Genomic DNA, 24,943 nt, shown 5'->3' on the forward strand with positions numbered 1-24,943 from the left:
ATGGACGTTCGACGAGGCGGCGTAGGACCGCCTCGTCTTCGACACCTGGCCGCGATTACTTGCCTGACGGCTCGATATTCACGACGGTTTTCTTGAACGAACTCCACCACGAGTAGGGCAGCGCATAGAAGTTGTCCGCCTTGGTGTAGTTGGTCCAGTAGGTGTTGTTGGTCGGGATGGTCGTCGGAATGCTCATGAGCGGGAGCATGTACATCTCCTCGACCACGATCTCCTGGATGTCCCGTCCAAGTTCAGCCATCTTGGGGTCGTCCGTGGGAACGGTCGCACCGGCGGCCACCAGATCGTAGATCCTCGGGTCGGTGATACGAACGTAGTTGCCGTCCAGACGCTGGTCGGCGTCGGTGGAATCCGCCGGAAGGACGAATTCGGGAGACCACTGCCGCCAGTTGTTGCGCCAGTTGGCGTTGAAGACGCACTGCTGGTTCCAGGCGATCGTCATCTGAAAGCGTGCGTTGGTCCGCATGTAGGTGTTGAATTCACCGTTATCGACCTGGCGCGCATTGATGTTGAACCCGGCCTGACGCCAGCTGTCGGCAATCGAGAAGCCAAGCCGCTGCAGGATCTTGTTCCAGTCCGCCGGATAAACGAACTCAAGCACCATCGGCGATCCGTCGGGAAGCGCATAGAACCCGTCGCTGCCCTTTTCGATGCCGACCGAGGCCAGCAGCTTTTCCGCTTCCGCCGGATCGTGCTTCCACCAGCCGAAGCCGAAGGAATCCACAATGGCATCGCCCACAGGCAGTTTCTCGGGATCGACACCCTGCTCCGCCAGAACCTTGACGAGTTCCTGGTTGAAAGAGGTGTCGAAGGGCTTGTAGCCGTCTGACAGCGTGAGGTTCGTCAGGAAATCCCGCATCGGCTCGTGGAAGATCGGCCGCGTCACCGGAGTGTCGGCAACGGGCAGAGCCGTCGACTTGAACTGGCCGTTGAGAGCGCTGATGCCGACCTGCTGGAGGTCCAGCGACAGGGCAAGCGCCCAGCGAAGTTCCTTTATGTCATAGGGCGACTTCTGCAGGTTGAAATAGACACCCCATCCGCATGCGTCGTTCATGTCATGGAAGGGGAACACCGGCGCGAAGGTTTCGATAGCCGGATTACGCTTCTGGGCGGCCTCGATGGTGTCGGGGCTCATGAAGGTGTCGATGTCGTACTGGTTCTGAACGAATGCCAGACTGCGGGTCTCTTCCGTCCCGAAGTCCTTGTAAAGGATGTATTTCGGTGTCGGTTCGCCGAGATTTCCCCAGCCAGAACGCTCCCAGTCGTCACGCTTTTCCCAAAGCTGCCAGAAGCCGTTCGGGTCGTATTCCTTGACCGTGTAAGGACCAAGCAGAACGGGTTTTTCGTTGTTGTAGGTGACGATCTCATCGCCAATGGGAGCCAAAACGTGTTCCGGCAGCCAGACGATATGCGAGCCCCAGGTATAGACACCCATCCGGGTCACGAAGTCGTAGGACGGCTTCTGCGTCTCGACTTCGAACGTGTAATCGTCGATCTTCTTCCAGTCCTTGAGGAAGGTGACGTAGTTCGTGACGTTTGTCAGCTTGTCGCGATACTTGAAGGCGGTGTCGATCGTGAAAATGATGTCGTCGGTCGTGAATTCCTCGCCGTCGCTCCAGTGGACGCCTTCACGAATCTTGATGCGAAATTTGGTGTGGTCGTCGTTCAGGACCTCAGGAAAGCCGACGGCCAGTTCGGGGTAGGATTCACCTGTCGAGGTGTCCATTTCCCAGAGATAGCTCCAGCCAAGTTCGCGAAACCCGCGCCAGTGTGCGTATCTGTTCAGCGGGTTCATTTGCGTGGCGTTGGACGAGCGGCCATCGAATGTCTGTACGATGAGCGTTTCGTTTCTCGGCGTACCTACATCGGTCATCTGTGCTGTCGCGGCTGTAGCCCACAGGGCTCCCACCGCGGACGCCAAGAGTATTTGGCGAAACGGATTCATAAACTTCCTCCCATTCTGCTTGTATTATGCGGTAACTAACAACATTTGCCGTTTCAAACTGGACCCCACCGAAGCACTCCTCAATGCTCAACGAGACCCGTTATCATTTTTATTTTTGAGTTCTTGCTTGCTGGCAAATATCTACATTCATTCGCATATTTTCAGTCTGTCTCTCCCCTTCGCTCCCCTTCAATTGTTTATTTTGTATATGGTATACCGGATTATCGCCGTTATGATAATATCATATGTACTTATTATACCAGTAGTCAACACGAGGGCAAAGCGTTTACACTGGACCTTGTAATTTTTCCGGATCTCACCCTTCCGCAAAGCGGACTTTGCGATATCTTCAGGACATCGAAAACTCATGGAATACACCCGTTTGGGCCGCACCGGCCTCACAGTCAGCCGCCTTTGCCTGGGCACGATGAATTTCACATGGACCACTGGAAAACCGGACGCGTTCACGCTGATGGATGCGGCGCATGAACACGGAATCAACTTTTTCGATACCGCCAACCGCTACGGCCGCCCCGACTATGGCGATACCGAAACCCTTATCGGAGACTGGTTCTCGCAAGGTGGCACACGCCGTCATAAAACTGTCCTTGCAACCAAGCTTTACGGATTGATGGGAGACTGGCCGAACGACGGCAAGCTTTCCGCCCTGAATATCCGCAGGGCGCTGGATGCCAGCCTCAAGCGCCTGAAGACCGACTACATCGACCTCTACCAGTTTCACCATATCGATCGCGACACACCCTGGGAGGAGATCTGGCAGGCAATGGAGATCGCCGTTCAACAGGGCAAGATCCTCTATGCCGGCAGTTCGAACTTTGCCGGATGGCATATCGCCAAGGCGCAGGGCGTCGCCAGTTCGCGCAATTTCATGGGGCTTGTATCAGAGCAGTCCATCTACAATCTGATCGAAAGAAGCCTCGAACTGGAGGTCCTTCCGGCCTGCCGGGACTTAGGTCTTGGGGTCATTCCCTGGTCACCCCTGCACGGAGGATTGCTGGGCGGCGTCCTACGAAAGCAGAATCAGGGAATCAGACGCCTGGAAGGCCGCGCCGCCAAGACGCTGGAGGCGCTTCGTCCAAGGATTGAACAATACGAGGCTTTCTGCGACGAACTGGGTCATGAACCCGGCGATGTTGCCCTGGCCTGGCTCTTGCATCAGCCGGGCGTCACGGGTCCGATTATCGGACCGAGAACGTCCGAACACCTGGAGGCATCAATCCGTGCCCTGGACCTGACGCTTGACGAGACGGCGTTGTCGCGGCTCGACGAGATCTTTCCCGGACACAAGACAGCGCCGGAAGATTATGCCTGGTAACACAACCGACATGCGTGAGCGGAAAAAGCGGCCGCAGTCCACAAACCCGAACGGAGGCACAGGATGAGCACACTCAACAACATCAACGACCGGGTTGAACTGAACAACGGAACACGGATGCCCTGGCTGGGGCTCGGTGTCTTTCAGATGTCGGATGACGAAGCACGGCAGGCGTGCCTTCATGCGCTCGACGCCGGTTATCGCAGCCTCGACACCGCTGCGGTCTACAAGAATGAAACCGGCGTCGGCCAGGCGCTCCGCGAGACGTCCATTGCGCGCGAGGAGCTGTTCGTGACCACGAAGCTGTGGAATGACGACCAGCGCTCAAGACGGGCCTCGAGCGCTTTTCAGGAGAGCCTTGACCGCCTCGGAACCGACTATGTCGACCTCTACCTCGTGCACTGGCCCGTCCGGGAACACATTACCGAGACATGGAAGGCCATGGAGGAGATCTACGCGAGCGGCCGCGCCAAGGCCATCGGGGTCAGCAACTTTCTTCCTCATCACCTTGAGGAACTTCTGGCGGTCGCCGAGGTCGTTCCCACGGTCAATCAGGTAGAATTCCATCCCCATCTGGTTCAGCCGGACCTGCTTGGCTTCTGCAAGGAGCACAAGATTGTCGTGGAAGCCTGGAGCCCCCTAATGCAGGGACAGGTCGCCAGTGATAAAACATTCGCCGCCCTTGGAGAAAAATACGGCAAGACCCCTGCCCAGATCGTCCTGCGTTGGGACCTGCAGCATGGTGTCGTGACCATCCCCAAGTCCGTCCGCGCCAGCCGCATTCAGGAAAATGCCGGGATCTTCGATTTCGAGCTCTCCGAGGCGGACATGAGTGTTCTTGACGCGCTCGATCAGAACAAACGGCTCGGACCGGATCCCGACACGTTCGGGTTCTAGGGAACTGCCGGGGCAGTGTTCCGTGTTTGCCGGACTGAAGGCGATATTTCCTGAAAATGTCCGACCTTTTGGCCTCCAACCGGCTGCGGCTGGAGGCCATTCACTTCAGGACCCGAGAACGAAAGCATCGAAAACATCCGGTGCCCCGACCTGCCCGCCCTTGAACATCACGCGCAGGCCGTCCCGATGAGCGATGCGGGAACGGGCTCGGCAAACGGCAACGCCCTTCCCCAGTCTTTTTTCGAATTCCAGGCTTTCCAGACCTATGTTCTGCGCGATGATGCTGGATGTGTCGCCGCCTGCAATTCCGAGAACCTGCAAGGGGACCCGGGCCAAGACACGTGACACCAGTTCGGCAAGATGTGACGACAGGTCCTTGGCGGAAAGCCCATATTCCTCCTCGGGGAGAAGGTGGGCCAGCATGTGCCTGCCTTCCCGGATGCTTTCACAGCATTCCTCCACGAGCGCTGCGAAAAGCGTCTCGTCTTCAAGGTCTTTTGCAGTCACGGCACGTTTCCTGAAGGACACGGCGGTCGCGACCTGCTCGGCCGTGACGGAAGAGCGGCTTCCAGCGACAATCAGGCAGGGTGCGCCCGGGTGATCCGCCGGAGCCGCTTGCATGCTTTCCCTGGGGATAGGCCTAGCGGTTACCAGCGCCTCTGCAACGCTGCTCGCTCCGACCAACAGCAGCGGATCGCCGCTACCTGTTGCTATCTCGGTGAGCACCCTGCCGATGATCTCAAGATGATGCTGGTCCGTCGCATCGAAGAGAAAGCGTTTTTGCCCGGGCTGAACGGCCTCGCGCAGAAGCGATGCCAGGGCTTTCTCTCCCTTGGCAAGTTCGGTCAAACCGACGAGCTGAAGACCATCAAGACCCTGCCCACCCAGATGCAGGCGCAGATCCGCCTCCGTCATCGGTGTGATCGGATGGCGTTTCATCACCGGATGCCGGTCTATGCGGTAAGTTTCGCCGTCGCCTCCCCGGGCAAACAGAGTTCCAAAAGAACAGTAGCGGCCGAGGCTCGGCTGACCGCCGATAATCGCAGTCACGGCCGGTTGAAGATGCCGTTCAAGCGCGCCGACCGCAGCCCCGATGTTTCCTGTATGCACCGCGGAATCGAAGGTGGAGCAGACCTTGTAGTGGACAATGCGCGGACGAAACGCCGCCACTTGCGGGGCAAGCATATCGATATGGCGGATTATCACCTCTGGCGGCAAGGCCCTCAGATCCGTTGCGATGCCGAGCGCATCAAGATTCTCGCTGCTTACGGTGTCTGCAGCGGGTGTCCGGAGATAGAGCTGCGTCCGCCATCTCCGCTCGGAAAGCGTGGCGAGCGTATCGGAAGCACCGGTAAAATCGTCGCCGATGAAGACATAGGGCACCGGCGCCACCCTCACCGTCCTCCGTAAAACGCGAGCGCGGCAGCAAGCTCGGGATATTCCTCTGCGGCCCGGTCCAGCTCAATGCCCTCGGCAGTCGCCTCGTAGGCCTGACGCAGGCTTGCAACGCCAGCCGCGGGACCTTCGGGATGCGCCAGGATGCCGCCACCGGCAAGAAACATGAAATCGGACGAACCGGCAGCTTTCATGGTTGCGGGCAATGTACCTGCCCATTGGCCGGAAGAGTAGACCGGCATGACCAGATCCGAAGTGTCCCTGGCATCAACCGCGACCGGCTGCAGGCAGCGCCGCCCGGCCGTCACCACCTCGTCGTCGGAATCGGAGAACTTTCCGCCGATCCCGTGGACATGCAGGTGGTCGATCCCCGCAAGCCGGTAGAGTGCCAGATAGGCTTCGACACCGATCCCCAGCAGCGGGTGGCGCGACAGGGCGCCATATCCGTTCCGGTGTGCGTGTATGGCCAACGGGGTGGATTTGCGCAGGGACTGCATTGCCGACAGTCCGCACCAGTTGAGACTGGCCATCACGCAGTCCCCGCCTTCCTGCGCCACAAGGTCCGCATGACGGCGCATGGCGTCCGTTTCGTCCGTGACGTTGAACGCCATCAGCACATTGCGGCCGGTGCGTTCGCGGTAGGCCCTGATGACGGCCATGACGGCCGGAACCCGTTCTGCGAGCGGCGCATGGTCCGGATTGGCGCAGATTTCATCGTCCTTGATGAAATCCACACCGGCTTCGCACATCATGGAGACCAGATCGGCGATCTCGGAGGGAGAAAGCCCTACATTCGGTTTGACGATGGTCCCGAAGAGCGGCCGGTCCTTAACATTCAGGCTTTTGCGTGTGCCCTCGACACCGAGTTTCGGCATCTCGAAACGGGCCCTGTAGGACGCAGGCAGGGTCACATCGACAAGACGAAGACCGGACACTTCGCCGAGATCATAAAGATTGCCCGCGACAGTGGATGCCAACGTCGGCAGATTGGCGCCGATATTGGCGGTCGGATAGGCTATTCTGATCTTCGCCCGGCGCCACGGGCCGGTATATCCCTTGCGCTCCATGTAGGAACTCGGGAGACTTGCCTCGCCGGCTGGCTCCAGCTCCTCGACCGACATCACCTGGGCCGCGGCCCGCAAGCGCAGTTCGTCGGTTTCCCCCGCGACCCGGACGAAGGTCCCGCAGCTTTGCTCGCCCGCCATGATGCCCGCGACGGTTTCCGGATCGAGCGGCGTTTCTATCAGATAGTCCGCTGTTATGGTTTCTCGGGTCATTCAGGCCTCAAAAAGTGGACAGGTCCGGAAACGGACGGACGGGATCGGAACCGTCCCAGCCGTTTGACGCTTCCCGGATCAGATCGAACAGACGGCCCTTGGGGCCGACAACCTCGGACAGTTCGATCACGGTGCCCGGATGGGCTTCCCGGTCGAAATAGACGAAGCGTCCGTTCTCGCCGACCTTGCCACTCATCTTCTGACAGAAACCGTCGGCTTCCATCCTTGCAAGATCGCCGTCGTAGTTCTGGGTCCAGAATGCGACATGCTGAAGACCCAGGTGCCCGGCCTGTTTGAAATCCCTGTACATCGACGGCGCATCGTTGCGCGTCTGGATGAGTTCGACCTGCACCGGGCCACTGTTGGCGAGCGCAACCGAGTTGTGCACCTCATAGGCCTTGCCGTCATAGAGATAGTCTTCAATCGGGACTTTGGGATTGTAGTACCACGGGCCGACGCCCATGACATCGTACCAGTGGGCCATCGCGGCCTCAATGTCGTCAACCACGTAGCCAAGCTGACGGATCGGTCCCAGGAACCTGCTCATCTTTGTACCTATTGCATGAAGAGTTTTGGAAGCATCGTCGAGACGGCCGGAACGGCGGAAACGGCGAGCAGTGACAGAAGAAGCGGAATGAAGAACGGCAGCACGCCGCGGATGACCGAATGGACGGGCATCTTTGCGACGATCGCCACCATGTAGAGGCTCATGCCGATGGGCGGCGTCAGCAGTCCGATCATCAGATTGAGCACGAAGACGATCCCGAGCTGCAGCGGATCGACGCCGGCCGCATGCATCGCGGGCGCGACGATCGGGGCGATGATCAAGATGGCTGCGATGGATTCCAGCACCATGCCGACGACGAGCAGCAGCACATTCAGCAAAAGCAGCAGGACGAAAGGATCATCCGACAGACCCAGCAGGAAAGCGCCCGCCTTTGCAGGTACCTGGTCCAGGGTGAGGACCCAGGCGAAAAGCGCCGCCGTGGAGACAATGAAGAGTACGCCCGCAGTCGCCTCCGCCGTTTCCTTCAGGCTCTCAAGGACCGCCCGTGGGGTCAGCGTTCTATATATGCAAAATCCGATAAGGAGAGCATAGGCCACTGTCACCCCGGCAACTTCGGTCGGGCCGAAATAGCCGCTGATCAGACCACCGATCAGAAGAATGGGGGCCAGCAGCGCCGGTATGGAGACAAGCGCCTTCCGGGCAACCGCCCGCAAGGACGGGCTGACCGTATCTCTGGGCAGGTCGTAGATCCGGGCGACAATGGCAACCTGGATCATGAGGAAAATGGTGATCAGGACAGCCGGAACGATGCCGGCGATCAACAACTGAACAGCTGAAACGTTGGCGACGCTGGCATAGATGATGATCGGGATCGACGGCGGGAAAATCGGGCCAATGGTGGCCGCCGCTATGGTGATCCCCGCCGCGAAATTCTTCTTGTAACCTTGCGCCGTCATCTGATCGATCTGGATCTTGCCGAGCGCACCGATATCGGCGAGCGCCGCACCGGAGACACCGGAAAAGATCAGGCTGACGAGAATGGAAACCTGCGCGACCGCGCCGCGGAACCTGCCGACGAGCAAGCGCACCAGATCGAATATATGCGTGGTCACCCCCATCGCATTCAGCAGGCTTGCAGCAAGAATGAACAACGGAACCGCCAGCAGCGGCGTGGTGTCGAGGGAGTTGACGGCACGTTGAGCCAAGACGTTGATCGGCAATCCGAACGCAACGATCACCACCGACGAGGCAAGACCGAGAGCCACGGCAATCGGCACGCCGATCAGCAGGCAGAAAATGAACAGAAGGACGAGGACAAGGCTCATGGGTTTTTGCTGTTTTCCCCGTCCGGTGAGTTGCCGCTGAGAAGCTCGGCAAGTCGAACGGCGGATATCATCAGGAGGAGTGCGAAGCCGATCAGGGCCGGTGCGTAGAAGACCCAGTTTGGCAGTCCCAGCGATGGTGTGGAGAATTTCCAGGCCCGCGACAGAAAGGACTGAAAGCCGATCAGGGTGATGACTGCGAACGCCAGGACGGCGAATTCGCTGAGGCAATTCAGGTACCGGCCCAGCCTTTCGGGAAGGCTCGTCGGCACGATGTCGACGGCCACGTGGCGACCTTGCAGAGCCAGGACCGGCACGCCCAGGAACACGAGCGAAACACCGCAGAAACGGGCCAGTTCGTCCGCCCAGGGCATACCCAGATCAAGCATGTTGCGACCGGCAACCTGTGCGACGATCAAAATGGCCATGAGTGCCAGAAGGAATACGGAAACGGTCCGGCAAAGACGTGCGGCGAGCATCAAGACCTCTCGGCTGACTGAAAGAATGCTGCTCATGACCGCCTGCTCTTTTCCGGACCGTCTGGTCTTACTTGATCGCTCTGATCTTGTCGTAGAGCGCACCGTATTTTTCGCCGAAGCGCTCATCGACAAGTTTTTGCACCGATTCCCGGAAGGCCTCGACCTGGAGCCCATCATCCGGTCCGATGACGGTCATGCCAAGATCACGCAGGGCCTGGGTGTCCTTTTCCTCGTTCTCCTCGATCGCCTTTGTCGCGCGCTCGCGGATTTCACTGGCGGCGGCAGTGATGGCTGCCTTTTGTTCATCGGACAGTCTCTGCCAGGAATCCTCGTTCATCACGACGACTTCGGCATTGGACATGTGGCCGGTCTGCATCAGGTGAGACTGCACTTCGTAAAGCTTGACATTGAGAACCACGTTGACCGGGTTCTCCTGGCCGGCGACCACACCGGTTGCCAGGGCTGTCGGCACTTCGGACCAGTCGACGGGAACAGCTGCCGCGCCCAGGCCTTCAACGGCCGTGGTGTAGATCGGAAACGGTACGGCGCGGATTTTTTCACCGGCGAGATCTTCAGGAGACCGAACGGCCTTGTTGGCGGTCAGGTTCCGGCGCCCGAAATAGTGGGCGTAGATCACCCGGATGTTCGCGGCTTCGATCAGCCCCTCGTTCAGCTCCTGCATGACCGGCGAGTTGACGTCCATGACCTTCATGAGATGGTCGACGTCGCGGTAGAGGTAGGGCGTGTCGAGTGCGGCAAACGGCTCATACAGGGACCCGATGCCGCCGGCCGTGTTGTGGGAAAAATCGATCGTTCCCAGAGATACGGCTTCCGCCAGCTCCTTCAGCTTTCCAAGCTGGGAGGACGGAAACACCTGCACTTCGATGTCACCACCGGAATGTTTGCCGACGGCTTCGGCGAACCAGTCCGCCTGCGCGCCGGCGACACTTGCCGGTTCGTTGTTATGGGCATAACGCAGCGAGGTCGACTGTGCCGACGCCAGGCTCGGCAGCATTACAGAAGCGGAAGCGGCCAGGCAGAGCGCAAGCGCGGACCTGCGGGTCATACTGCCGGCGCAGTGAGTCAGGATATTACGTTTCATCATTTCCTCCCTTGATGTGTTTTGATGGGTCTTCCCTGGCTGCTCAATCTCCTCACAGCAGAAAAACCCGCGACTTGACTTGAGGCTAGGAAACCGCATGCTTCTGGTCAAACGAGATTTTTTGAGGTTTATTGAGGTGTCTTCAAAACAGCCCGGCAAAATGCCCGCACCTTTGGAACGGGCGCCTCTCATGAGCGACGTCGCGGAAATGGCCAATGTTTCGCTTGCGACTGTCGATCGGGTCCTGAACCGGCGCAAGGGAGTCAGGTCACGCACCGTGGAACGGGTGCTTCGGGCTGCGCTTGACCTCGGCTACATGGATGCCGCGGAACTCGAACGCCTGCAGCATCCGCGCCCGCCGAATATCGCCTTCCTGATCCCCATGGGCGGCAACCCCTATTTCCGGCTCCTGGGAGAAAAGCTGAAAGAAATCGCGCAGACGACGTCCCGCGATCAGACGCAGGTGCGCTGCTTTTTCATCGAGAGTTTCAACGCCGCCGCTCTGGCCGCCGCTGTCCGCCATCATGCGAAGTGGGCCGACGGCATCGCCTTCATGGCCATCGACCACCCGCTGGTGCGCGAGGCGGTCGAGGAACTCGGTGCAGCAGGGTGCAGGATCGTGACAATCGTTTCCGACCTTCAGCATCCCGCGCGCGAGGCCTATATCGGTCTCGACAACCAGACGGCGGGCCGCACAGCGGCCTATCTGCTCGGACGTTTCTGCCGCTCAGACACGGGCAGCGTCGCTCTGGTGGCCGGCAGCCGCAATTACCGGGCACATGCCGAACGGGAGATGGGGTTTCTGGGCTTGCTGGAAGAAGAATATCCCAACCTTCGCATTGTCGGCATTCGCGAAGGACGGGACGACCGCGACCAGAATTACCGCCATACGATCTCGCTGCTGGAGCAGAACCCGGACCTTGTGGGGATCTACAACGTCGGCGGCTCCTCCGACGGTATCGCCAGAGCGCTGAGAGAAAAGGAAAAGTCCGAGGAAGTTGTCTTCATCGGCCACGGGCTTACGCCCGATACGCGCAGACTGCTTATCGAAGGCTCGATGGATGCGGTCATCAATTCGGATCCCGACGCCATCATCGAAGCGGTTCTCAGGCTGCTGGGCAAACCGAGGGACGAAAATGCCGCCGGGCCGACCTCCGTCAAGATGGAGACCATTTTCCGCGAGAACATTCCTCAATTCAGCCGGCCCAAGGATTAATTCCGAAGTGGGTCAGACTATCCGCGGCGATGCTGATTTCTGCAATCCGGGTCGCCCAGAAAGACCGGGCATCCGGCGTCGGCTGCATCCTAGCCTGCTCTCTTTGCCGGAACTTCATCCCTCATCCCTCGGCTGGTGACACCGACATCGGCAAGACGCAGGCGGGGCCACCATTCCGGTCTGTTTTCCCTGACCCAATTGCCCATCTTTTCACTCAACCGCACGTTCATCATCCAGGCTTCACTGGGACTGTCCGCAGTTGCGTAGAACATGACCTTCTGCGTTGACTGGCCGTACTCCTCAACGGTCACCAGCAGAAGTTCGTCGGGCATGTAGTGTTCTTCGTCCTTCACCAGCCGCTCGAACACGTCCCGAAGGGCTGCAGGGTCCGCACAGAGGTCGAGTTCCATGGAAAAACTGCGCGTGCTCTTGGCGTCCGTCATCGTCCAGTTTTCGAATGGCTGGGAGATGAAATACTTTACCGGCACGATCAGTCGGCGGCTGTCCCAGGACCGCAGCGTTATGAACGTATAGTAGATGGCTTCGACGTAGCACCACTTGCCTTCATAAAGCACGGCATCGCCGATGCGGATGGGCTTGGCTATGGCGATCTGAAGGCTTGCCAGCAGATTTCCGAGGACCGTCTGTCCAGCGATCCCCAGGATTACCGTGGCGACCCCGGCCGATGCGAGCAAGGACATGCCGAAACTGTCGAACAGGTTCAACTGCATGAGAAACAGAACCAGCGTGACCACCACCGCGACCAGCAGCACGTAGCGCCTTGCGGCGTAGATGTTGGTGTAGAGATGACGACGGTCGGAGTCCGCTTCACTGTCCAGATCGCCCACATAGCGCTCCGTCGCCAGATCCAGGCTTGTATCGATGGTTCGAAGGACGGCGAGTGTCAGGCAGAATATCAACGTGAAGAGCAAAACCGGTGCAAGCAGGGAGTTGATCGGCCCCGAAAAGCTCAGAAAGGTCTCCAGAAGGTTTTCAACCGCCAGTGCGGTCAGGGCGATGGCCAGAGGTGTTCGTATCTTTCGGGAGGCACGCTGAATGAACCTCACCGGCAGGTAACGCGCAAGCGCGCCGATAACGGCCCGCAGTACCATGACCATTGCCACGAACAGCACGATCAGCAAGGGGACCAGAAAGAGCTCCCACAGGCGAACCGGTCCGATCACCTCGATATTCAGAGACTGGGGGATGTACCGGTCGAGCAAACCGGGTCGATAAAGAGCGTGCATTTCCGCAATGCGCGAGACCGTCTGCTTGGAAAACAGCCAGACCGCCTCGGCACCTTCAGGCTTGTAGCGGGATATGCTGATTGTGATCGGGCGCCCCTCGGCGCTCAATTCCGCGATCTTGAGAGTCCGGCGCGGCTGTCCTGAAAACGGATGATTGGTCGGAAGTGCAGTGTTCACTCCGTCAGGTCGATCCGGCAAGGCGGCCCAGTCGATTACCACGCGGCGTTGCAGGACGCCTGCGAACATCCGCGCCAGGCGCGCAGGTTCCGAGGCATTGAGCTGACCCGGAAATTCGCTGAGGTTCAGGCACATGGCCGCCTCTTCGAGGCGCTGCTCCTCGCTCAACCTGAGAAAGGTTTCAACCAGTCCTCTGGGCGTTGCGAGAGCCTGACGCTGCTCCTCCGTCAGGTCATTCGCCAGAGCCTCGACTTCGTACCAGGTTTCCGGTGGTTTCTCCTGCGGGAATGCCGTTTCAGAAAAGAGGATCCCGATACAGAGCGTGATGAGACACAGCCATCGTGCGCGCCATGGCGAGTGGAGTGCCAGACCGGTCGCAACGTAACAGGCGGATTTTCGAGCGGCGAGCCGGCAGGGTCCATCAAACAGCGATGTCGAGGGCATGTTTTTCTCCCCGGCCGGAGGGCTGGATGTCATCAGTCGCTGAGGACAAATTCGATCGGTTTGTATTTGAAATTGTTTGACTGACCGGCCGAACAGGCCGTCATTCCGACGATCAGGTCCATTTCAGCCCGAAACACGGTCTTCTCGCCGGGTTTGCTTTTGGGCGGAAGCACAGCGATTTCGCCGGTGTCACCATCGACCGAAACATGCATGAAAACATTGAAGGCGATGGGAATGTCGTCGCCTTCGATGCCATAGGGCTCCAGCGCACGTTCCAGGTTGCCCTGGCAGCCGTGGTGGGGATCGCTGTCTCCATAAATCTTTCTGAAAGTGTCCGATGAACACGGCGTAAGGGTGAAGTCATGCCGTCCGACTTCATCCTCGACGATGGTGAACATCGGGTTTGAGCGATTTGAATACAGAATGTCCCCGGTCGTCAGGAAGAGACGGCTTGCGTAGTCGATGGAGCGTCCCGAAGAGATGCGCTCGGATCGATCCGCCGTACTGAAGGCAACCAGATCGGAGACCTGCTCGCCTTCCGGGTCGATGACAGTGAGGAGTTGTCCCTTGCGGATTTCAAAGGCTGTCCCGCTGCGAGGGGGGATACGGACTTGCATCTACGCGACTTCCTTTGCTTCGAAGGGACATTTCCAGTTTTCGCCGACAGCACGGCCGCTGTACTGGCGGGCTTCCGAGGCTTCGCCGTGATCGGCCAGCATGGGATTGATTTCGCCCGCAAGCTGCTCGTCGCGCTCGCGAATAATCGATTTCATCTTCTGGAACCGGCCGTCCAGCCGAAGTTTCTCGAACTGTTCATGCGAGTTGAAAACGAGCGCTGGTCTTTCAAACCTGCGGGCAGGACGGGAGGCATTGGGGTGAAGCCCGATGACGAAGTAAGGTTCGCTACCGATGCTCAATGAGAAATGCGGAGAGCCCGGATCCGGATCGACACTTTCGCTCCACTCCGTTCCGGACGCCACGTCCAGATTGTGCAGGCATTGCAGGCGGTCCCACAGCGCTGTTTCGAAAGCTTCTTCATCAAGATCCGCCGGTCCGTCGAAAATCGCGACGAACGACTGAACGACCGGACTGTCGAGGTCCAGGCTTTTGTTGTATTCAGCCAGCGCGCGATGCAACTCGATATCGTCCGTGGCACGCTGGATGTTGCCGGCTGTAAAAATCGTCAATGCATCTCGTGCAAGCGCTGACTTCGCGCCGACACAAGGAAACTCGGCGCTCTGGATAAAAGCACGAAAAGCCTGACACGCATCTCTATTCGACATTTCGGGAGTCTCCGTTCCCATTTTTCTTATGTATTTATTCAACGGGAAAGAGACCGAGTGGTTCCGGAGAGGTAAGCAGCAATCGCCAGGAAAACCGTAATCAGTGACCGGCGTTGCCAGCACGATTTTCATGGGAAAAAACTGACGTGGTTCCGGACCGGGTTTTCAAGGTCCCGGGGAGCATGTCGGGCTCGCCGGTCTGCCAACTTACATGTGCTGGCGAACCCATTTCGTGGATCCGGCCGCAAGGCCCTTGAATTTGGGCGCCTGTGATAAAGGCGCGACCAGCAGCGGCCGGTCGTCGTCAAACTGGCGCTTCACCGCATGGTAGAGTTTCGAGCGGCTCAGATCCGTCATGACAATCACCATTTGCTCCGAGAGCCAGCAATAGCCCTCGATGCTCGCGCCATTCAGTTTCACCATCTCCGAGGGGTCGTCCTGTTTTCCCTGCGCAGGCAGGACAACCAGGTAAGCCGTGGCGGTCATATCGGTTTCCTGTTCGCGATTGCTTCGACACCCTCATGAAATAGAGGTATCGAAACGAAAAGGCAGCCGGCGGAGTGCTTTGTCCGCCGGCCGTGTCCTGAAAGGCTGAAAATCAGTCCAGCTTGGAGGCGCGATCCCAGTACCGGAGCGACCGGCAGGACTTGACGAACTCCTGACCATCGCCCTGTTTTGCAAGTTCCTGACAGCCGTCATCGAGATCCGACCAGATCCCGGCCTTTTCAAGCAACGGCCTGGTCGCGGCCGTATAGGCGATGTATTTGCAGTGCGCGAAGGCGTCTGCGACGAAATCGCGGGCTTCGGGAACGTTGATCAGGTCCTTCAAACCGTCTTCCGAGGCCAGGATCGCGACAGCGTCATAGAGAATGGACGGACCTCCGTCGATCTTCTGCTGGGCTTCGATCCACGTGCCGTCAGCGGCTTCAACACCTCCGATCATCGGCGCAACGAATTCGATATCCGCGCCTTCCTTTTCGAGAGCCTGCTTCAGCCCGTCGACGACCGCCATGTCGACGCCGTCGGTCACGAGCACGCCGAGCTTGCGTCCTGAGAAGCTGTCCGGGCCGTTGCGAACAATCGAAAGCTTCGGCGACACCTTGAGATCGTCACGGGGCTGCATCGCGGCATCGGCCGGCTTCGGCTTGTTCTTCAACCGCAGCCCTTCCATCACCTTCTCGGCCAGTGCCTCATCGACATTCAGAAGATGCGAGACGATACGTTCGCGGATGGCAGGCGTTTCCACTTTCGACAGCTCGAACACGAAGGCTTCGGCAATGTGTGCCCGCTCGATTTCCGCCTGCGAATGATAGAACTGACGGGCCTGGCTGTAGTGATCGGCGAAGGTTTCCGAGCGATAACGTCTCTTCTGCCCGTCGATCTCCTCCGGATAGGACCGGAAACCCTTTTCCGGATCTTCCCGCGGACCGCCTTCGCTGCCCCAGGAGTTGGGCTCGTAATTCGCCCGCCCCTTGGGATTGCGGAACGCCATGTGTCCGTCCTGCTGGAAATGATGGAATGGGCAGCGCGGGGCGTTGATCGGGAGATGGGTAAAATTTGTCGAGCCGAGCCGCGACAGCTGCGTGTCGAGATAGGAGAAGTTGCGCCCCTGCAACAGCGGGTCGTTTGAAAAATCGATTCCGGGAACGACGCTGCCCGTCTGGAAGGCCACCTGTTCGGTCTCTGCGAAGAAATTATCGACACAGCGATTTAGCACCATGCGCCCGACGATCCGAACCGGAACCTGTTCTTCGGGAATGATCTTGGTTGCGTCGAGGACATCGAACTCGAATTCTTCTGCAAACTTCTCGTCGAACACCTGCAGGCCGAGTTCCCATTCCGGAAAATCACCCTTTTGAATTGCGTTCCACATGTCGCGGCGATGGAAATCCGGGTCGGCGCCGTTGAGCTTCAACGCTTCGTTCCAGACGACGGACTGCATGCCCAGTTTCGGCTTCCAGTGGAACTTGACGAATTTCGCTTCGCCGTCCGCATTCACCAATCGGAATGTATGGACGCCAAAGCCTTCCATGAACCGGAGCGAACGTGGAATGGTCCGGTCGGACATGATCCACAGGGCCATGTTGATCGATTCAGGCGTGAGCGAAATGAAATCCCAGAAATTGTCATGGGCCGTCTGGGCCTGCGGAAAACCGCGATCCGGTTCCTGCTTGGCAGAGTGGATGAGATCGGGGAACTTGATGGCGTCCTGAATAAAGAAGACCGGGATATTGTTGCCGACGAGATCCCAGTTGCCCTCGCGCGTATAGAATTTCACCGCGAAGCCGCGGACATCCCGGGCCAAATCAGCTGACCCTTTGTTGCCTGCAACAGTCGAGAACCGAACGAAGACATCCGTCTTCTCGCCTTTTTCAAAGACGGCGGCGCGGGTCAGATCCGAAATGTCGTCGGTCGCTTCGAAATAACCATGGGCTCCGAAACCACGCGCATGGACGACGCGCTCTGGAATGCGTTCGTGGTCGAAATGAAAGATCTTTTCCCGGAAATGCTGATCTTCCATCAAGGTGGGGCCACGCGGACCGGCGCGAAGCGAATTCTGGTCGTCAGCCACAGGCGTTCCGAGGGCGGTGGTCAGGGTGGGGACACCCTCCCCGGCAGTCTGGTGCAATTCGCCTCCCTCGCCGCGCTGCGCCGTCTGGTCGCCGAATTTGACTGTTTTACGGGATTGCTCAGTGCCTTTGGCCATGTCGTCCTCATGCTTTCGGTGGGGAGCACGCAGCCCAAACAAGCCGCACGCCAGTTCCTCCGAAACGTGAAAATTCCAGTTTGGTTCCCTACGTGGATGTTTTTGTGCCGGGGTGCGAAAGCAACGCAGAGCGTTCTTCCCAAGCCGAACCGAAGTAAATTCCAGACAACTTGAAGGGAACGATTTGTCCGCCGGGGCGTTCAAGCAATCAGAACGTTGGCAAACATCTGATTTTGGCGAAAGCTGGGAATTGCAGTCGGGAAAAAAGACCAGAATGACCTTGATTACTGCGATACTCGTGTGCCTGTCGGGTCTTTGTATTGTGGCGACTCTGCTGCCCCTCCTGCCCATCGCTCACGGGGCGGTCCGCTCCTTCGACTTTGCGCGTCTGCAAGTGATCGGGATCGCAACCCTTGTCTTGATCGCTGCAGCGCTCCTTCCGATACCTCAGACGGCCATGATCGTCCTGGCCGCCATGACCGTGACCACACTGGCGATCCAGATGGTCTATGTGCTCCCGTTCACACCCGTCTGGTTTACCCAGACCGCCCGATATGCCGGGGACCTTGAAAAGGCCGAGGTCATCTCGTTTTTCGTATCGAACGTTAAACAGGGCAATCGCGACTATGCGCGGGTCGCCGATCTGCTGGCGGAACGGGACCCGGATATCGCCATATTCATGGAAACCGATCAGGCCTGGTTCGAGGCGCTGCGCCCTTCCCTTTCAAAGTTCAAGCATATAGCCGCCTGTCCGCAGTCGAATACCTACGGCATGATCCTCGCCAGCCGACTTCCGCTGCGCAGCTACGATGTTCAATTCCTCCTGAACGAAGAAGTGCCGAGCATTTCCTGTATCGCCACCTTGCCCGGCGGTCAGGACGTGCGGATCGTTGCAATCCATCCTGAACCTCCCCTGCCGACGCGAGATACGCTGGGCCGCGATGCCGAGATCCTGCTTGTGGGTGAGATGGCGAGCGAAGAGCCGCTTCCGACCATCGTGACCGGGGATCTCAACGATGTTGCCTGGTCCAGAACGACCCGGCGGTTTCTGCGCCTATCCCGTCTGCTCGACCCGCGTCAGGGCCGGGGTTTCTTCAATTCATTCGACGCGAGGCGCTGGTACATGCGCTGGCCGCTGGATCACATCTTTCATTCGGTCCGATTTGAACTCGTCGACATGGAACGACTGCCTTTCATCGGCTCGGACCACTTTCCGATGTTCTACCGTTTTGCTCTGACGGACGCCGACAACAATCAGCCGCCGCCTCCTGGGACGAAGGCGGATCTCAAGGAAGCAGATGACGTCGTCGCAACGGAGAAGCATCGCAACAGGCCGCCCGTCGGCACCGATTGGGAATAGGCCCGCGCTCCGGTCAGGCCCCGAATTTTGAAGTGCACATCCTGTGTTTTCAGAACGGTTCCGACCGCAGGCAACCTGACAACAAAGGTTTTCGATGAACGTGATATTGCTGATAGCCGGAATTCTGGTTCTTGCGGTGACAGCCGCTGACTTCGCCTTCACCACCATCAGCGCCAACAAGGCCGGCCCGCTGACGCGCGGAGCCGCCGCGGTCTACTGGTACGTGTTCCGTCTCCTCGCCCGGCTGCCGGGCGAAAGCGCGGCTTTGCGCCTTGCCGGACCGGTTGTCATGAGTGGCGTGGCGCTTGTCTGGCTGGCTCTCACCTTTGTCGGCTGGCTGCTCATCTTTCGCAGTTACCCGGAGGCTCTGGTGATGAAATCGACCGGAGAGCCTGCAGACTGGGCGTCTACCTTCGCCTTTATCGGCAGCGCCCTGTCCACGGTCGGCGCGTCGAATGTTCAGCCGTCTTCGGCACTCTGGGACAATCTTTCCACCGTGGCCGCGGTCAGCGGAATGGTGGTGCTGACGCTGTCGGTCACTTTCGTCCTGAACATCACCCAGACAGTGGTGCAAGGGCGCGGCTTCACCGTCCTCCTGCGCATTCGCGATCCGTTGAACGTTAGGAACGACGACATCCTGCTGCCCGCGCTGGCCGATCTGTGCATTCGCCTGAATGCATCCCCTCTTGCCTTGTACTACTCGTCCTCACGATGGGAACGCGGTCTGCCGGAAAGCCTGAACTGGCTGGCCCGCCGCGTCGCGCAGTCTCCCGAAAGGTTCAGGTCTTATCGCTACGCCCTTCAGGAACTCCCCTTTCTCTCGGTAGATGGAGATGACGATCCTGAGGGGTTCCTGGAGGCCATGCAGGACTGGGCCCGGCAGTTCAGCCTGCATGACTGGCCGGCGGAGCAGTAACCGGGGAGAAAACTCACCGAAGCCTCGTCAACGCCTGATTATCCCGCCTGCGCGCCTTCGGCCTGTTGCATTTCCGTCAGGCGCTTGAATCCCATGGACAGATGCGCCCGCCTTATATGCGCAGCCGCACCGACATCGCCCACCGTCACGGCATCTGCGATGGCGAGTATCTCATCGCTGAAAATGGCGACTTCCGCTGCAAGATCCCTGTCGGGGATCAGGGTGAGCCAGATGCGGCATGTCCGGTAGAAAAGCTTTTCGGACACGTCTCGCAGCGGCTGGTTCTCCGTCAGCAGCTGGAATGCATGAAAAAAATCGATATTCAGACGTGCAAAGGCCTGGCGGTCAGGTGTGGCGCGCAGTCTTTCTGCCCTCAGCCGCATGCTGGCGAACAGTGTCTTCAGGCTATCGTCAGCCAAGGTCGGCGACAGACTGCCGGTCAATTCGTTCAGTTCCATGCGCAACTGGTAAACCTGGGCAAGCTCGTCCAGATCGACGTCGGTCACGAGTGTGCCGACACCCTGCTGGGAGAGCACGAGCCCGTCCGCCTCCAGGATCTGCAGCGCCTTGCGCAAGGGAGACCGGCTGATGCCGAATTCGCCCGCCAGAACTTCCTCGCTCAACTGCGTGCCGGGCGGATAGTCGAGCATCGAGATGCGGTCGCGCAGGACCGTGTACATGATCTGGAAGCGCTCCTGCGCCGTCGCCGCCGCCTCAAGCTGACCGGCGATGTCCGGATCCTGTGTCTCGCTCCTGGTCATGCCGGGCGCACCAGGGTTCTTTCCAGACCCGAGAGCATGGAAATGCACTTATCAAGCTGCTCGAGTGATACGAATTCATCGGGCTGATGCGCCTGGGCTATGGATCCCGGCCCGCAAACGACCACAGACATGCCAAGTGCCTGAAACAGACCGGCCTCGGTCCCGAAGGCCACCACATCGCACAGGTTTTCGCCTGTCAGCGCCGCGACGATGTCCCGGGCCTCGTTCTCGCTCGTAACGGCAAGGCCCGCGACCTCGCCGATAACTTCGGTAACGATATCGGCTTCGGGATAAATTTCCCGCATCTGAGGCAGCAAAACGTCTCGGCAGTAGGTTTCGAGGGCTGACTTGACCTCCCGCGCGTCGTTCTCACGAACCGGCCGCATTTCCCACTCGACGCTGCAGTGGCGGGCAATCACGTTGCGCGCCGAACCGCCCTCGATCCTGCCTGTCTGAAGGGTCGTCCAGGGGGGATTGAATCGGGCACCTTCGGGTCCGCCCTTGCGCTTCAGATCGTCGGCAAGTTCCATCATCCTGCCGATAAAGGCTGCGGCGACGTGTATGGCGTTGACGCCCTTGTCCGGCTCGGATCCGTGGCCGTCGGTGCCGTGAAAGGAGGTCGTATATTCATAACAGCCCTTGTGACCCTCGATGACCCGCATATCCGTCGGTTCGCCGATAATGGCAACCGAGGGTCTGATATCCGTTTCCCTCAGTTCTTCCACCAGATGACGTGCGCCGAAACAGCCGACCTCCTCGTCATAGGTCAGAGCGACATGCAACGGCCGCTTGATATCCAGCGCCGCATAGTCCGGCATCTTGGCGAGAACCGCGGCGATGAAGCCCTTCATGTCGCAGGTGCCCCGGCCAAAAAGATGTCCGTCCTCTTCGCGCAGCGCGAATGGGTCGCCCCTCCATTGCGCATCGCCGGCCGGAACCACATCGGTATGACCGGAAAGGACCAGCCCCCCCGAGGTTCGCGGTCCCAATGTCGCGAAGAGATTGGCTTTACGGCCGCTCTCATCGTGTGAAATTTTTACATGCGCGCCGCTGTCCTCCAGCAGTCCGGCGGCATAGTCGATCAAAGCCAGATTGCTGTCAGCCGACACGGTGGGGAAAGCGATCAGTCGGTCGAGAATTTCAACAGTCCGGGAAATGTGGTCCAAAGCCGTTGCCGCCTCAGGTCTTCACAAAGAGGCTGCGGGGCCGGTTGCACAGGCATTCAGCCGGTCCCTCTTCGCGGATCAGGATGCTTTCGGTAATTTCCAGCCCCCAGCCGTCCATCCACAAGCCGGGCATGAAATGAAAGGTCATGCCGGGTTTCAGGACCGTGGTGTCTTCTTCCCGGATGGAGACGGTGCGCTCTCCCCAGTCGGGAGGATAGGAAATGCCGATCGGGTATCCGGCGCGGGCGCCGCGTTCAATGCCAGCCGCTTCCAGCGGTTTGGCCAGTGCCCGGGCGATGTCGCCGGCCGTGTTGCCGGCACGTGCGGTTTCAAGTCCGGCCTCAAGGCCGTCGACAAGCGCTTTTTCGGCATCAAGCATGTATTGCGGCGGTTTGCCGAGAAAGACAGTCCGGCACAGGGGGGCGTGATAGCGGCGGAAACAGCCGGAAAGCTCGAAGAAGGTGGCCTCCCCCTCCTGCATGAACCGGCCGTCCCATGTAAGGTGCGGCGCAGAGGCGTCCGCTCCGCTCGGCAGCAGCGGTACGATTGCCGGATAGTCTCCCCAGGCATCGTCCAGACCCCGGATTGCGTCGGCGTAGATTTCAGCGACGAGATCTGCCTTGCGCATGCCCGGCTGGACCCGTTCAAAAACGCCATCCATGATCTTTTCCGATATGCGCGCCGCCTTGCGCATGAAAACCAGCTCCTCGTCGGATTTCACCCCGCGCAGCCAGTTCACCATGCCGGTTGCATCGGGAAAGTCCGCCTGAGGCAGTTCCTCACGCAGGGTCAGATAAGCCTTTGCCGAGAAATAGTAATTCTCCAGCTCGACACCGATCCGTTTTTCGGCGTAGCCGCTGGATTTCAGAAGAGCAGCAAGGTTCTGCATCGGATGGCGGTCGGGAGACTGGATGTAGTTGTCCGCATATGAGGCGACCCGTTCGTCATCCATCCAGACCGTGCGCCGGGCCCCATTGGCATCCTGTGCCCGGCCCCACCAGATCGGGTCTTCGTCCAGGAACACCAGAACACCCTGATGAACATAAAAGGACCAGCCGTCATAACCGGTGATCCAGGACATATTCGACGGATCTTCGACGAAGAGGACGTCAATTCCGCGCGCACTCATGTCGCTGCGGACAAGTTTGAGACGCCGCTCGTATTCCGACTGGCTGAAAGGAAGGTCGTGCCCGGGCATCATGTGTCCTCGAAAAGATATTTGTATACAAATAATCACAAACCGTGTTTTCCGGGCAAGAAAAATCGCAGCCACGCGTAGCGCCTCTTGCGATTTCTTATTATTTGTACACAAATGGCGTGAGGTGGCTTAATCACCTCCAGCGCACACTCACAAATTCCGGCTTGTTTCAGGGCTTCCATGCAGATTGCACTTGCAGACATTCTCGCCGCGCGGAAGGCGATTGACGGCAATGTTGTTCGGACACCGCTGCTGCCGTCGGTTTTCCTGACGCAGGAGACCGGCGTGCCCTTCCATCTGAAGATGGAAAGCCTGCAGCCGACAGGTGCTTTCAAGCTGCGCGGCGCGACCAATGCGGCGCGGAATGTTCCCTTCGGAACGACCACCCTCACCTGCTGTTCCACCGGCAATCACGGCCGGGGCGTCGCCCATGCGGCACGACAGGCGGGTCTCAAGGCGATCGTTTGCATGTCTTCACTGGTGCCGCAGACCAAGGTCGATGGCATCAGGGCGCTGGGCGCGGATGTCACGATCATCGGCACCAGTCAGGACGATGCTCAGGCGGAGTGCCGGAGATTGAGCCTTCAACCCGGCATCCATGAAATTTCTCCCTTCGATGATCCCCATGTCATCGCCGGTCAGGGAACCGCAGGTCTTGAAATCCTTGAGGACCTTCCGGATCTCGCGACATTGCTTGTGCCGCTCTCCGGCGGAGGACTGGCGGCAGGTGTCGCTCTCGCCGCGAAATCCATCAATCCGGCCATAAACGTCATCGGAGTAACGATGGATCGCGGAGCCGCGATGGACGTGTCCATCAGGGCCGGTCATCCCGTGGAAATCACCGAGGTCGCCAGCCTTGCGGATTCGCTCGGTGGCGGGATCGGGCTGGACAACAAACTCTCTTTCAGCATGTGCCGGGATCTTCTCGACGACATCGTCCTGGTTTCCGAGGAGGAGATCTACCGCTCGATGCAGGTGCTTTATTTCGAGGAGCGCCTGGTTGCCGAGGGTGCCGCTGCCGTCGGCATCGCGGCATGCCTTTCCGGAAAACTCCCGAACCTGACGGGACCGGTCGCCACCATCATCACCGGCAGGACCGTCGACATGACGCAGTTCACCGATATCGTCTGTGGCAGGGATATCGTGCTTGGAGCCAAAGTCGTGAAAGGAGCGCGGTATGCCGCATGACATCAGGCTCGTCACCGAAGAAGAGTTGCGGCGTGTCGTCCAGTTGGGCCTTGAAATCATCGACTGCATCGAGAGCGCCTTTTCCGCGCTTGCCACACGGGACGTTGTCATGCCCCCGGTGCTTTCCATGGCGCTCCCAAATGTGAATGCCGAAGTTGACGTCAAGACCGCCTATGTCCCCGGCCTTGACGGATTTGCGATCAAGGTCTCTCCCGGGTTCTTCAACAATCCATCCCTGGGCCTGCCGAGCCTCAACGGCCTCATGGTGCTTCTGTCGGCTCAGACCGGCCAGGTGCAGGCGGTGTTTCTCGACAACGGCTATCTGACGGATATTCGCACGGCCGCCGCTGGCGCCGTTGTCGCCCGCCACCTCGCACCCGAAACGGTCACGACCATGGGCGTTCTGGGAACCGGCGTTCAAGCCAGGTTGCAGGTCATTGCGGCTGCGAAGGTCAGGCCGGTTGAAAAGGTTCTTGTCTGGGGGCGCAGCCGGGAAAAAGCGGATCTGCTTGCAACGGAATTGCGGACAACACTAGGTGTCGAGGTTCAGGCCGTTCCAGACAGACACGAGCTCGTGGCCGCGTGCCAGCTTGTCGTAACCACAACACCGGCCAGGGATGCCATTCTGGACGCAGGTTGCCTGCATCCCGGTTTGCACATCACGGCGATGGGATCCGATCAGGAAGACAAGAACGAACTTTCACCACGGATCCTGGCGCAGGCGGATGTGCTGGTGTGCGACCGCATAAGCCAGTGCGCAAGTCTTGGCGAACTGAGAACTGCCCTGGAAAACGGCCTTATGACCCGGACGGAAAAAGCCGTCGAGCTTGGCGCGGTGATTGCAGGCACCGCAGCGGGCAGAACGCACGTCGATCAGATTACCGTTTGCGACCTGACCGGAACCGGCGTCCAGGATACGGCAATCGCGACACTGACACTTGGGCGGGTAGTGAAAGCCCAGGCAGGAACGACACTCACAACCTGACCTGAATCTTTGATTT

General features: G+C 59.1%; 22 protein-coding genes. 7 read left to right on the top strand and 15 right to left on the bottom strand.

Annotated features, from left to right (window positions below):
• Positions 1-55: 55 nt before the first annotated feature.
• On the bottom strand, positions 56-1,891 hold the full coding sequence (locus Q1B40_RS10100; protein WP_299813341.1) for an ABC transporter substrate-binding protein: 1,836 nt from the start codon (positions 1,889-1,891) through the stop codon (positions 56-58).
• 439 nt (positions 1,892-2,330) lie between these two features.
• Between Q1B40_RS10100 and Q1B40_RS10105 the strand changes: the two genes are divergently transcribed.
• A complete protein-coding gene (locus Q1B40_RS10105) occupies positions 2,331-3,299 on the top strand; it encodes an aldo/keto reductase (RefSeq protein ID WP_299813343.1) in 969 nt (322 codons plus the stop codon).
• Positions 3,300-3,362: 63 nt separating this feature from the next.
• Positions 3,363-4,196, top strand: coding sequence for an aldo/keto reductase (locus Q1B40_RS10110; protein ID WP_299813346.1), 834 nt, complete (start codon positions 3,363-3,365; stop codon positions 4,194-4,196).
• Positions 4,197-4,301: 105 nt separating this feature from the next.
• Here Q1B40_RS10110 and Q1B40_RS10115 read toward each other — a convergent pair whose 3' ends face one another.
• From Q1B40_RS10115 to Q1B40_RS10140, 6 genes are read right to left on the bottom strand one after another with little or no spacing between them, the layout of a single operon-like run.
• Positions 4,302-5,588 (bottom strand): four-carbon acid sugar kinase family protein, encoded by a 1,287-nt coding sequence (locus tag Q1B40_RS10115; RefSeq protein ID WP_299813349.1) that lies wholly within the window; start codon positions 5,586-5,588, stop codon positions 4,302-4,304.
• 2 nt (positions 5,589-5,590) lie between these two features.
• Positions 5,591-6,868, bottom strand: a complete 1,278-nt coding sequence (locus tag Q1B40_RS10120; RefSeq protein ID WP_299813352.1) for a ribulose-bisphosphate carboxylase large subunit family protein — start codon at positions 6,866-6,868, stop codon at positions 5,591-5,593.
• A gap of 7 nt (positions 6,869-6,875) precedes the next feature.
• Entirely contained in the window at positions 6,876-7,415 is a 540-nt protein-coding gene (locus tag Q1B40_RS10125; protein ID WP_299813355.1) for a VOC family protein, read from the bottom strand.
• Positions 7,416-7,423: 8 nt separating this feature from the next.
• Positions 7,424-8,701 (bottom strand): TRAP transporter large permease, encoded by a 1,278-nt coding sequence (locus Q1B40_RS10130; protein ID WP_299813358.1) that lies wholly within the window; start codon positions 8,699-8,701, stop codon positions 7,424-7,426.
• Positions 8,698-9,213, bottom strand: a complete 516-nt coding sequence (locus Q1B40_RS10135) for a TRAP transporter small permease (protein ID WP_299813361.1) — start codon at positions 9,211-9,213, stop codon at positions 8,698-8,700. Before Q1B40_RS10135 ends, Q1B40_RS10130 begins: the two co-directional genes overlap by 4 nt.
• A gap of 31 nt (positions 9,214-9,244) precedes the next feature.
• Positions 9,245-10,279, bottom strand: a complete 1,035-nt coding sequence (locus Q1B40_RS10140) for a TRAP transporter substrate-binding protein (RefSeq protein ID WP_299813363.1) — start codon at positions 10,277-10,279, stop codon at positions 9,245-9,247.
• Positions 10,280-10,469: 190 nt separating this feature from the next.
• On the opposite strand from Q1B40_RS10140, the gene Q1B40_RS10145 reads away from it, so the two are divergent.
• On the top strand, positions 10,470-11,495 hold the full coding sequence (locus Q1B40_RS10145; RefSeq protein WP_299813364.1) for a LacI family DNA-binding transcriptional regulator: 1,026 nt from the start codon (positions 10,470-10,472) through the stop codon (positions 11,493-11,495).
• Between the two features lie 89 nt (positions 11,496-11,584).
• Here the strand turns inward: Q1B40_RS10145 and Q1B40_RS10150 are convergent, their stop codons facing one another.
• From Q1B40_RS10150 to Q1B40_RS10170, 5 genes are all read right to left on the bottom strand, one after another.
• Positions 11,585-13,363 carry a mechanosensitive ion channel domain-containing protein gene (locus tag Q1B40_RS10150; RefSeq protein ID WP_299813366.1) on the bottom strand — a complete coding sequence of 593 codons (1,779 nt, stop codon included), beginning with the start codon at positions 13,361-13,363 and terminating at the stop codon, positions 11,585-11,587.
• A 32-nt stretch (positions 13,364-13,395) separates the two neighbouring features.
• Complete coding sequence (locus Q1B40_RS10155) at positions 13,396-13,980, bottom strand: urea carboxylase-associated family protein (protein WP_299813368.1); 585 nt, start codon at positions 13,978-13,980, stop codon at positions 13,396-13,398.
• Positions 13,981-14,778: a guanitoxin biosynthesis heme-dependent pre-guanitoxin N-hydroxylase GntA gene (gene gntA / locus Q1B40_RS10160; RefSeq protein WP_299813370.1), complete on the bottom strand. Its 798-nt coding sequence runs from the start codon at positions 14,776-14,778 to the stop codon at positions 13,981-13,983. It lies immediately after the preceding gene.
• A 75-nt stretch (positions 14,779-14,853) separates the two neighbouring features.
• Positions 14,854-15,132: a hypothetical protein gene (locus tag Q1B40_RS10165; protein ID WP_299813372.1), complete on the bottom strand. Its 279-nt coding sequence runs from the start codon at positions 15,130-15,132 to the stop codon at positions 14,854-14,856.
• 112 nt (positions 15,133-15,244) lie between these two features.
• Positions 15,245-17,353 carry a catalase gene (locus Q1B40_RS10170; RefSeq protein ID WP_299813374.1) on the bottom strand — a complete coding sequence of 703 codons (2,109 nt, stop codon included), beginning with the start codon at positions 17,351-17,353 and terminating at the stop codon, positions 15,245-15,247.
• 274 nt (positions 17,354-17,627) lie between these two features.
• Here Q1B40_RS10170 and Q1B40_RS10175 point away from each other — a divergent pair, with 274 nt between their 5' ends.
• On the top strand, positions 17,628-18,713 hold the full coding sequence (locus tag Q1B40_RS10175) for an endonuclease/exonuclease/phosphatase family protein (RefSeq protein WP_299813376.1): 1,086 nt from the start codon (positions 17,628-17,630) through the stop codon (positions 18,711-18,713).
• A 94-nt stretch (positions 18,714-18,807) separates the two neighbouring features.
• The gene (locus Q1B40_RS10180) at positions 18,808-19,629 is read left to right on the top strand and encodes a hypothetical protein (RefSeq protein WP_299813378.1); all 822 of its coding nucleotides are present in this window, start codon (positions 18,808-18,810) and stop codon (positions 19,627-19,629) included.
• 38 nt (positions 19,630-19,667) lie between these two features.
• Here Q1B40_RS10180 and Q1B40_RS10185 read toward each other — a convergent pair whose 3' ends face one another.
• The 3 genes from Q1B40_RS10185 to Q1B40_RS10195 are packed head-to-tail and all read right to left on the bottom strand — an operon-like array spanning position 19,668 to position 22,754.
• On the bottom strand, positions 19,668-20,390 hold the full coding sequence (locus Q1B40_RS10185) for a GntR family transcriptional regulator (RefSeq protein ID WP_299813380.1): 723 nt from the start codon (positions 20,388-20,390) through the stop codon (positions 19,668-19,670).
• Entirely contained in the window at positions 20,387-21,556 is a 1,170-nt protein-coding gene (gene argE / locus Q1B40_RS10190) for an acetylornithine deacetylase (RefSeq protein WP_299813382.1), read from the bottom strand. The genes Q1B40_RS10185 and argE overlap by 4 nt, the downstream gene beginning before the upstream one ends.
• Before the next feature lie 13 nt (positions 21,557-21,569).
• A complete protein-coding gene (locus tag Q1B40_RS10195) occupies positions 21,570-22,754 on the bottom strand; it encodes a M24 family metallopeptidase (protein WP_299813384.1) in 1,185 nt (394 codons plus the stop codon).
• Between the two features lie 180 nt (positions 22,755-22,934).
• Between Q1B40_RS10195 and eutB the strand changes: the two genes are divergently transcribed.
• On the top strand, positions 22,935-23,942 hold the full coding sequence (gene eutB / locus Q1B40_RS10200; protein WP_299813386.1) for a hydroxyectoine utilization dehydratase EutB: 1,008 nt from the start codon (positions 22,935-22,937) through the stop codon (positions 23,940-23,942).
• Entirely contained in the window at positions 23,932-24,927 is a 996-nt protein-coding gene (locus tag Q1B40_RS10205) for a cyclodeaminase (RefSeq protein ID WP_299813389.1), read from the top strand. Before eutB ends, Q1B40_RS10205 begins: the two co-directional genes overlap by 11 nt.
• The last annotated feature ends 16 nt before the right edge of the window (positions 24,928-24,943 follow it).

Source organism: uncultured Roseibium sp. (assembly GCF_947496995.1).
Classification (GTDB): Bacteria; Pseudomonadota; Alphaproteobacteria; order Rhizobiales; family Stappiaceae; genus Roseibium.

Excerpts from the sequence above, each read along its gene's own strand:
- Q1B40_RS10100 (WP_299813341.1), bottom strand. The coding sequence starts at position 1,891 with ATGACCGATGTAGGTACGCCGAGAAACGAAACGCTCATCGTACAGACA.
- Q1B40_RS10105 (WP_299813343.1), top strand. The coding sequence starts at position 2,331 with ATGGAATACACCCGTTTGGGCCGCACCGGCCTCACAGTCAGCCGCCTT.
- Q1B40_RS10110 (WP_299813346.1), top strand. The coding sequence starts at position 3,363 with ATGAGCACACTCAACAACATCAACGACCGGGTTGAACTGAACAACGGA.
- Q1B40_RS10120 (WP_299813352.1), bottom strand. The coding sequence starts at position 6,868 with ATGACCCGAGAAACCATAACAGCGGACTATCTGATAGAAACGCCGCTC.
- Q1B40_RS10125 (WP_299813355.1), bottom strand. The coding sequence starts at position 7,415 with ATGAGCAGGTTCCTGGGACCGATCCGTCAGCTTGGCTACGTGGTTGAC.
- Q1B40_RS10130 (WP_299813358.1), bottom strand. The coding sequence starts at position 8,701 with ATGAGCCTTGTCCTCGTCCTTCTGTTCATTTTCTGCCTGCTGATCGGC.
- Q1B40_RS10135 (WP_299813361.1), bottom strand. The coding sequence starts at position 9,213 with ATGAGCAGCATTCTTTCAGTCAGCCGAGAGGTCTTGATGCTCGCCGCA.
- Q1B40_RS10140 (WP_299813363.1), bottom strand. The coding sequence starts at position 10,279 with ATGAAACGTAATATCCTGACTCACTGCGCCGGCAGTATGACCCGCAGG.
- Q1B40_RS10145 (WP_299813364.1), top strand. The coding sequence starts at position 10,470 with ATGAGCGACGTCGCGGAAATGGCCAATGTTTCGCTTGCGACTGTCGAT.
- Q1B40_RS10150 (WP_299813366.1), bottom strand. The coding sequence starts at position 13,363 with ATGCCCTCGACATCGCTGTTTGATGGACCCTGCCGGCTCGCCGCTCGA.
- Q1B40_RS10155 (WP_299813368.1), bottom strand. The coding sequence starts at position 13,980 with ATGCAAGTCCGTATCCCCCCTCGCAGCGGGACAGCCTTTGAAATCCGC.
- gntA (WP_299813370.1), bottom strand. The coding sequence starts at position 14,778 with ATGAAAATCGTGCTGGCAACGCCGGTCACTGATTACGGTTTTCCTGGC.
- Q1B40_RS10165 (WP_299813372.1), bottom strand. The coding sequence starts at position 15,132 with ATGACCGCCACGGCTTACCTGGTTGTCCTGCCTGCGCAGGGAAAACAG.
- Q1B40_RS10170 (WP_299813374.1), bottom strand. The coding sequence starts at position 17,353 with ATGGCCAAAGGCACTGAGCAATCCCGTAAAACAGTCAAATTCGGCGAC.
- Q1B40_RS10175 (WP_299813376.1), top strand. The coding sequence starts at position 17,628 with ATGACCTTGATTACTGCGATACTCGTGTGCCTGTCGGGTCTTTGTATT.
- Q1B40_RS10180 (WP_299813378.1), top strand. The coding sequence starts at position 18,808 with ATGAACGTGATATTGCTGATAGCCGGAATTCTGGTTCTTGCGGTGACA.
- Q1B40_RS10185 (WP_299813380.1), bottom strand. The coding sequence starts at position 20,390 with ATGACCAGGAGCGAGACACAGGATCCGGACATCGCCGGTCAGCTTGAG.
- Q1B40_RS10195 (WP_299813384.1), bottom strand. The coding sequence starts at position 22,754 with ATGCCCGGGCACGACCTTCCTTTCAGCCAGTCGGAATACGAGCGGCGT.
- eutB (WP_299813386.1), top strand. The coding sequence starts at position 22,935 with ATGCAGATTGCACTTGCAGACATTCTCGCCGCGCGGAAGGCGATTGAC.
- Q1B40_RS10205 (WP_299813389.1), top strand. The coding sequence starts at position 23,932 with ATGCCGCATGACATCAGGCTCGTCACCGAAGAAGAGTTGCGGCGTGTC.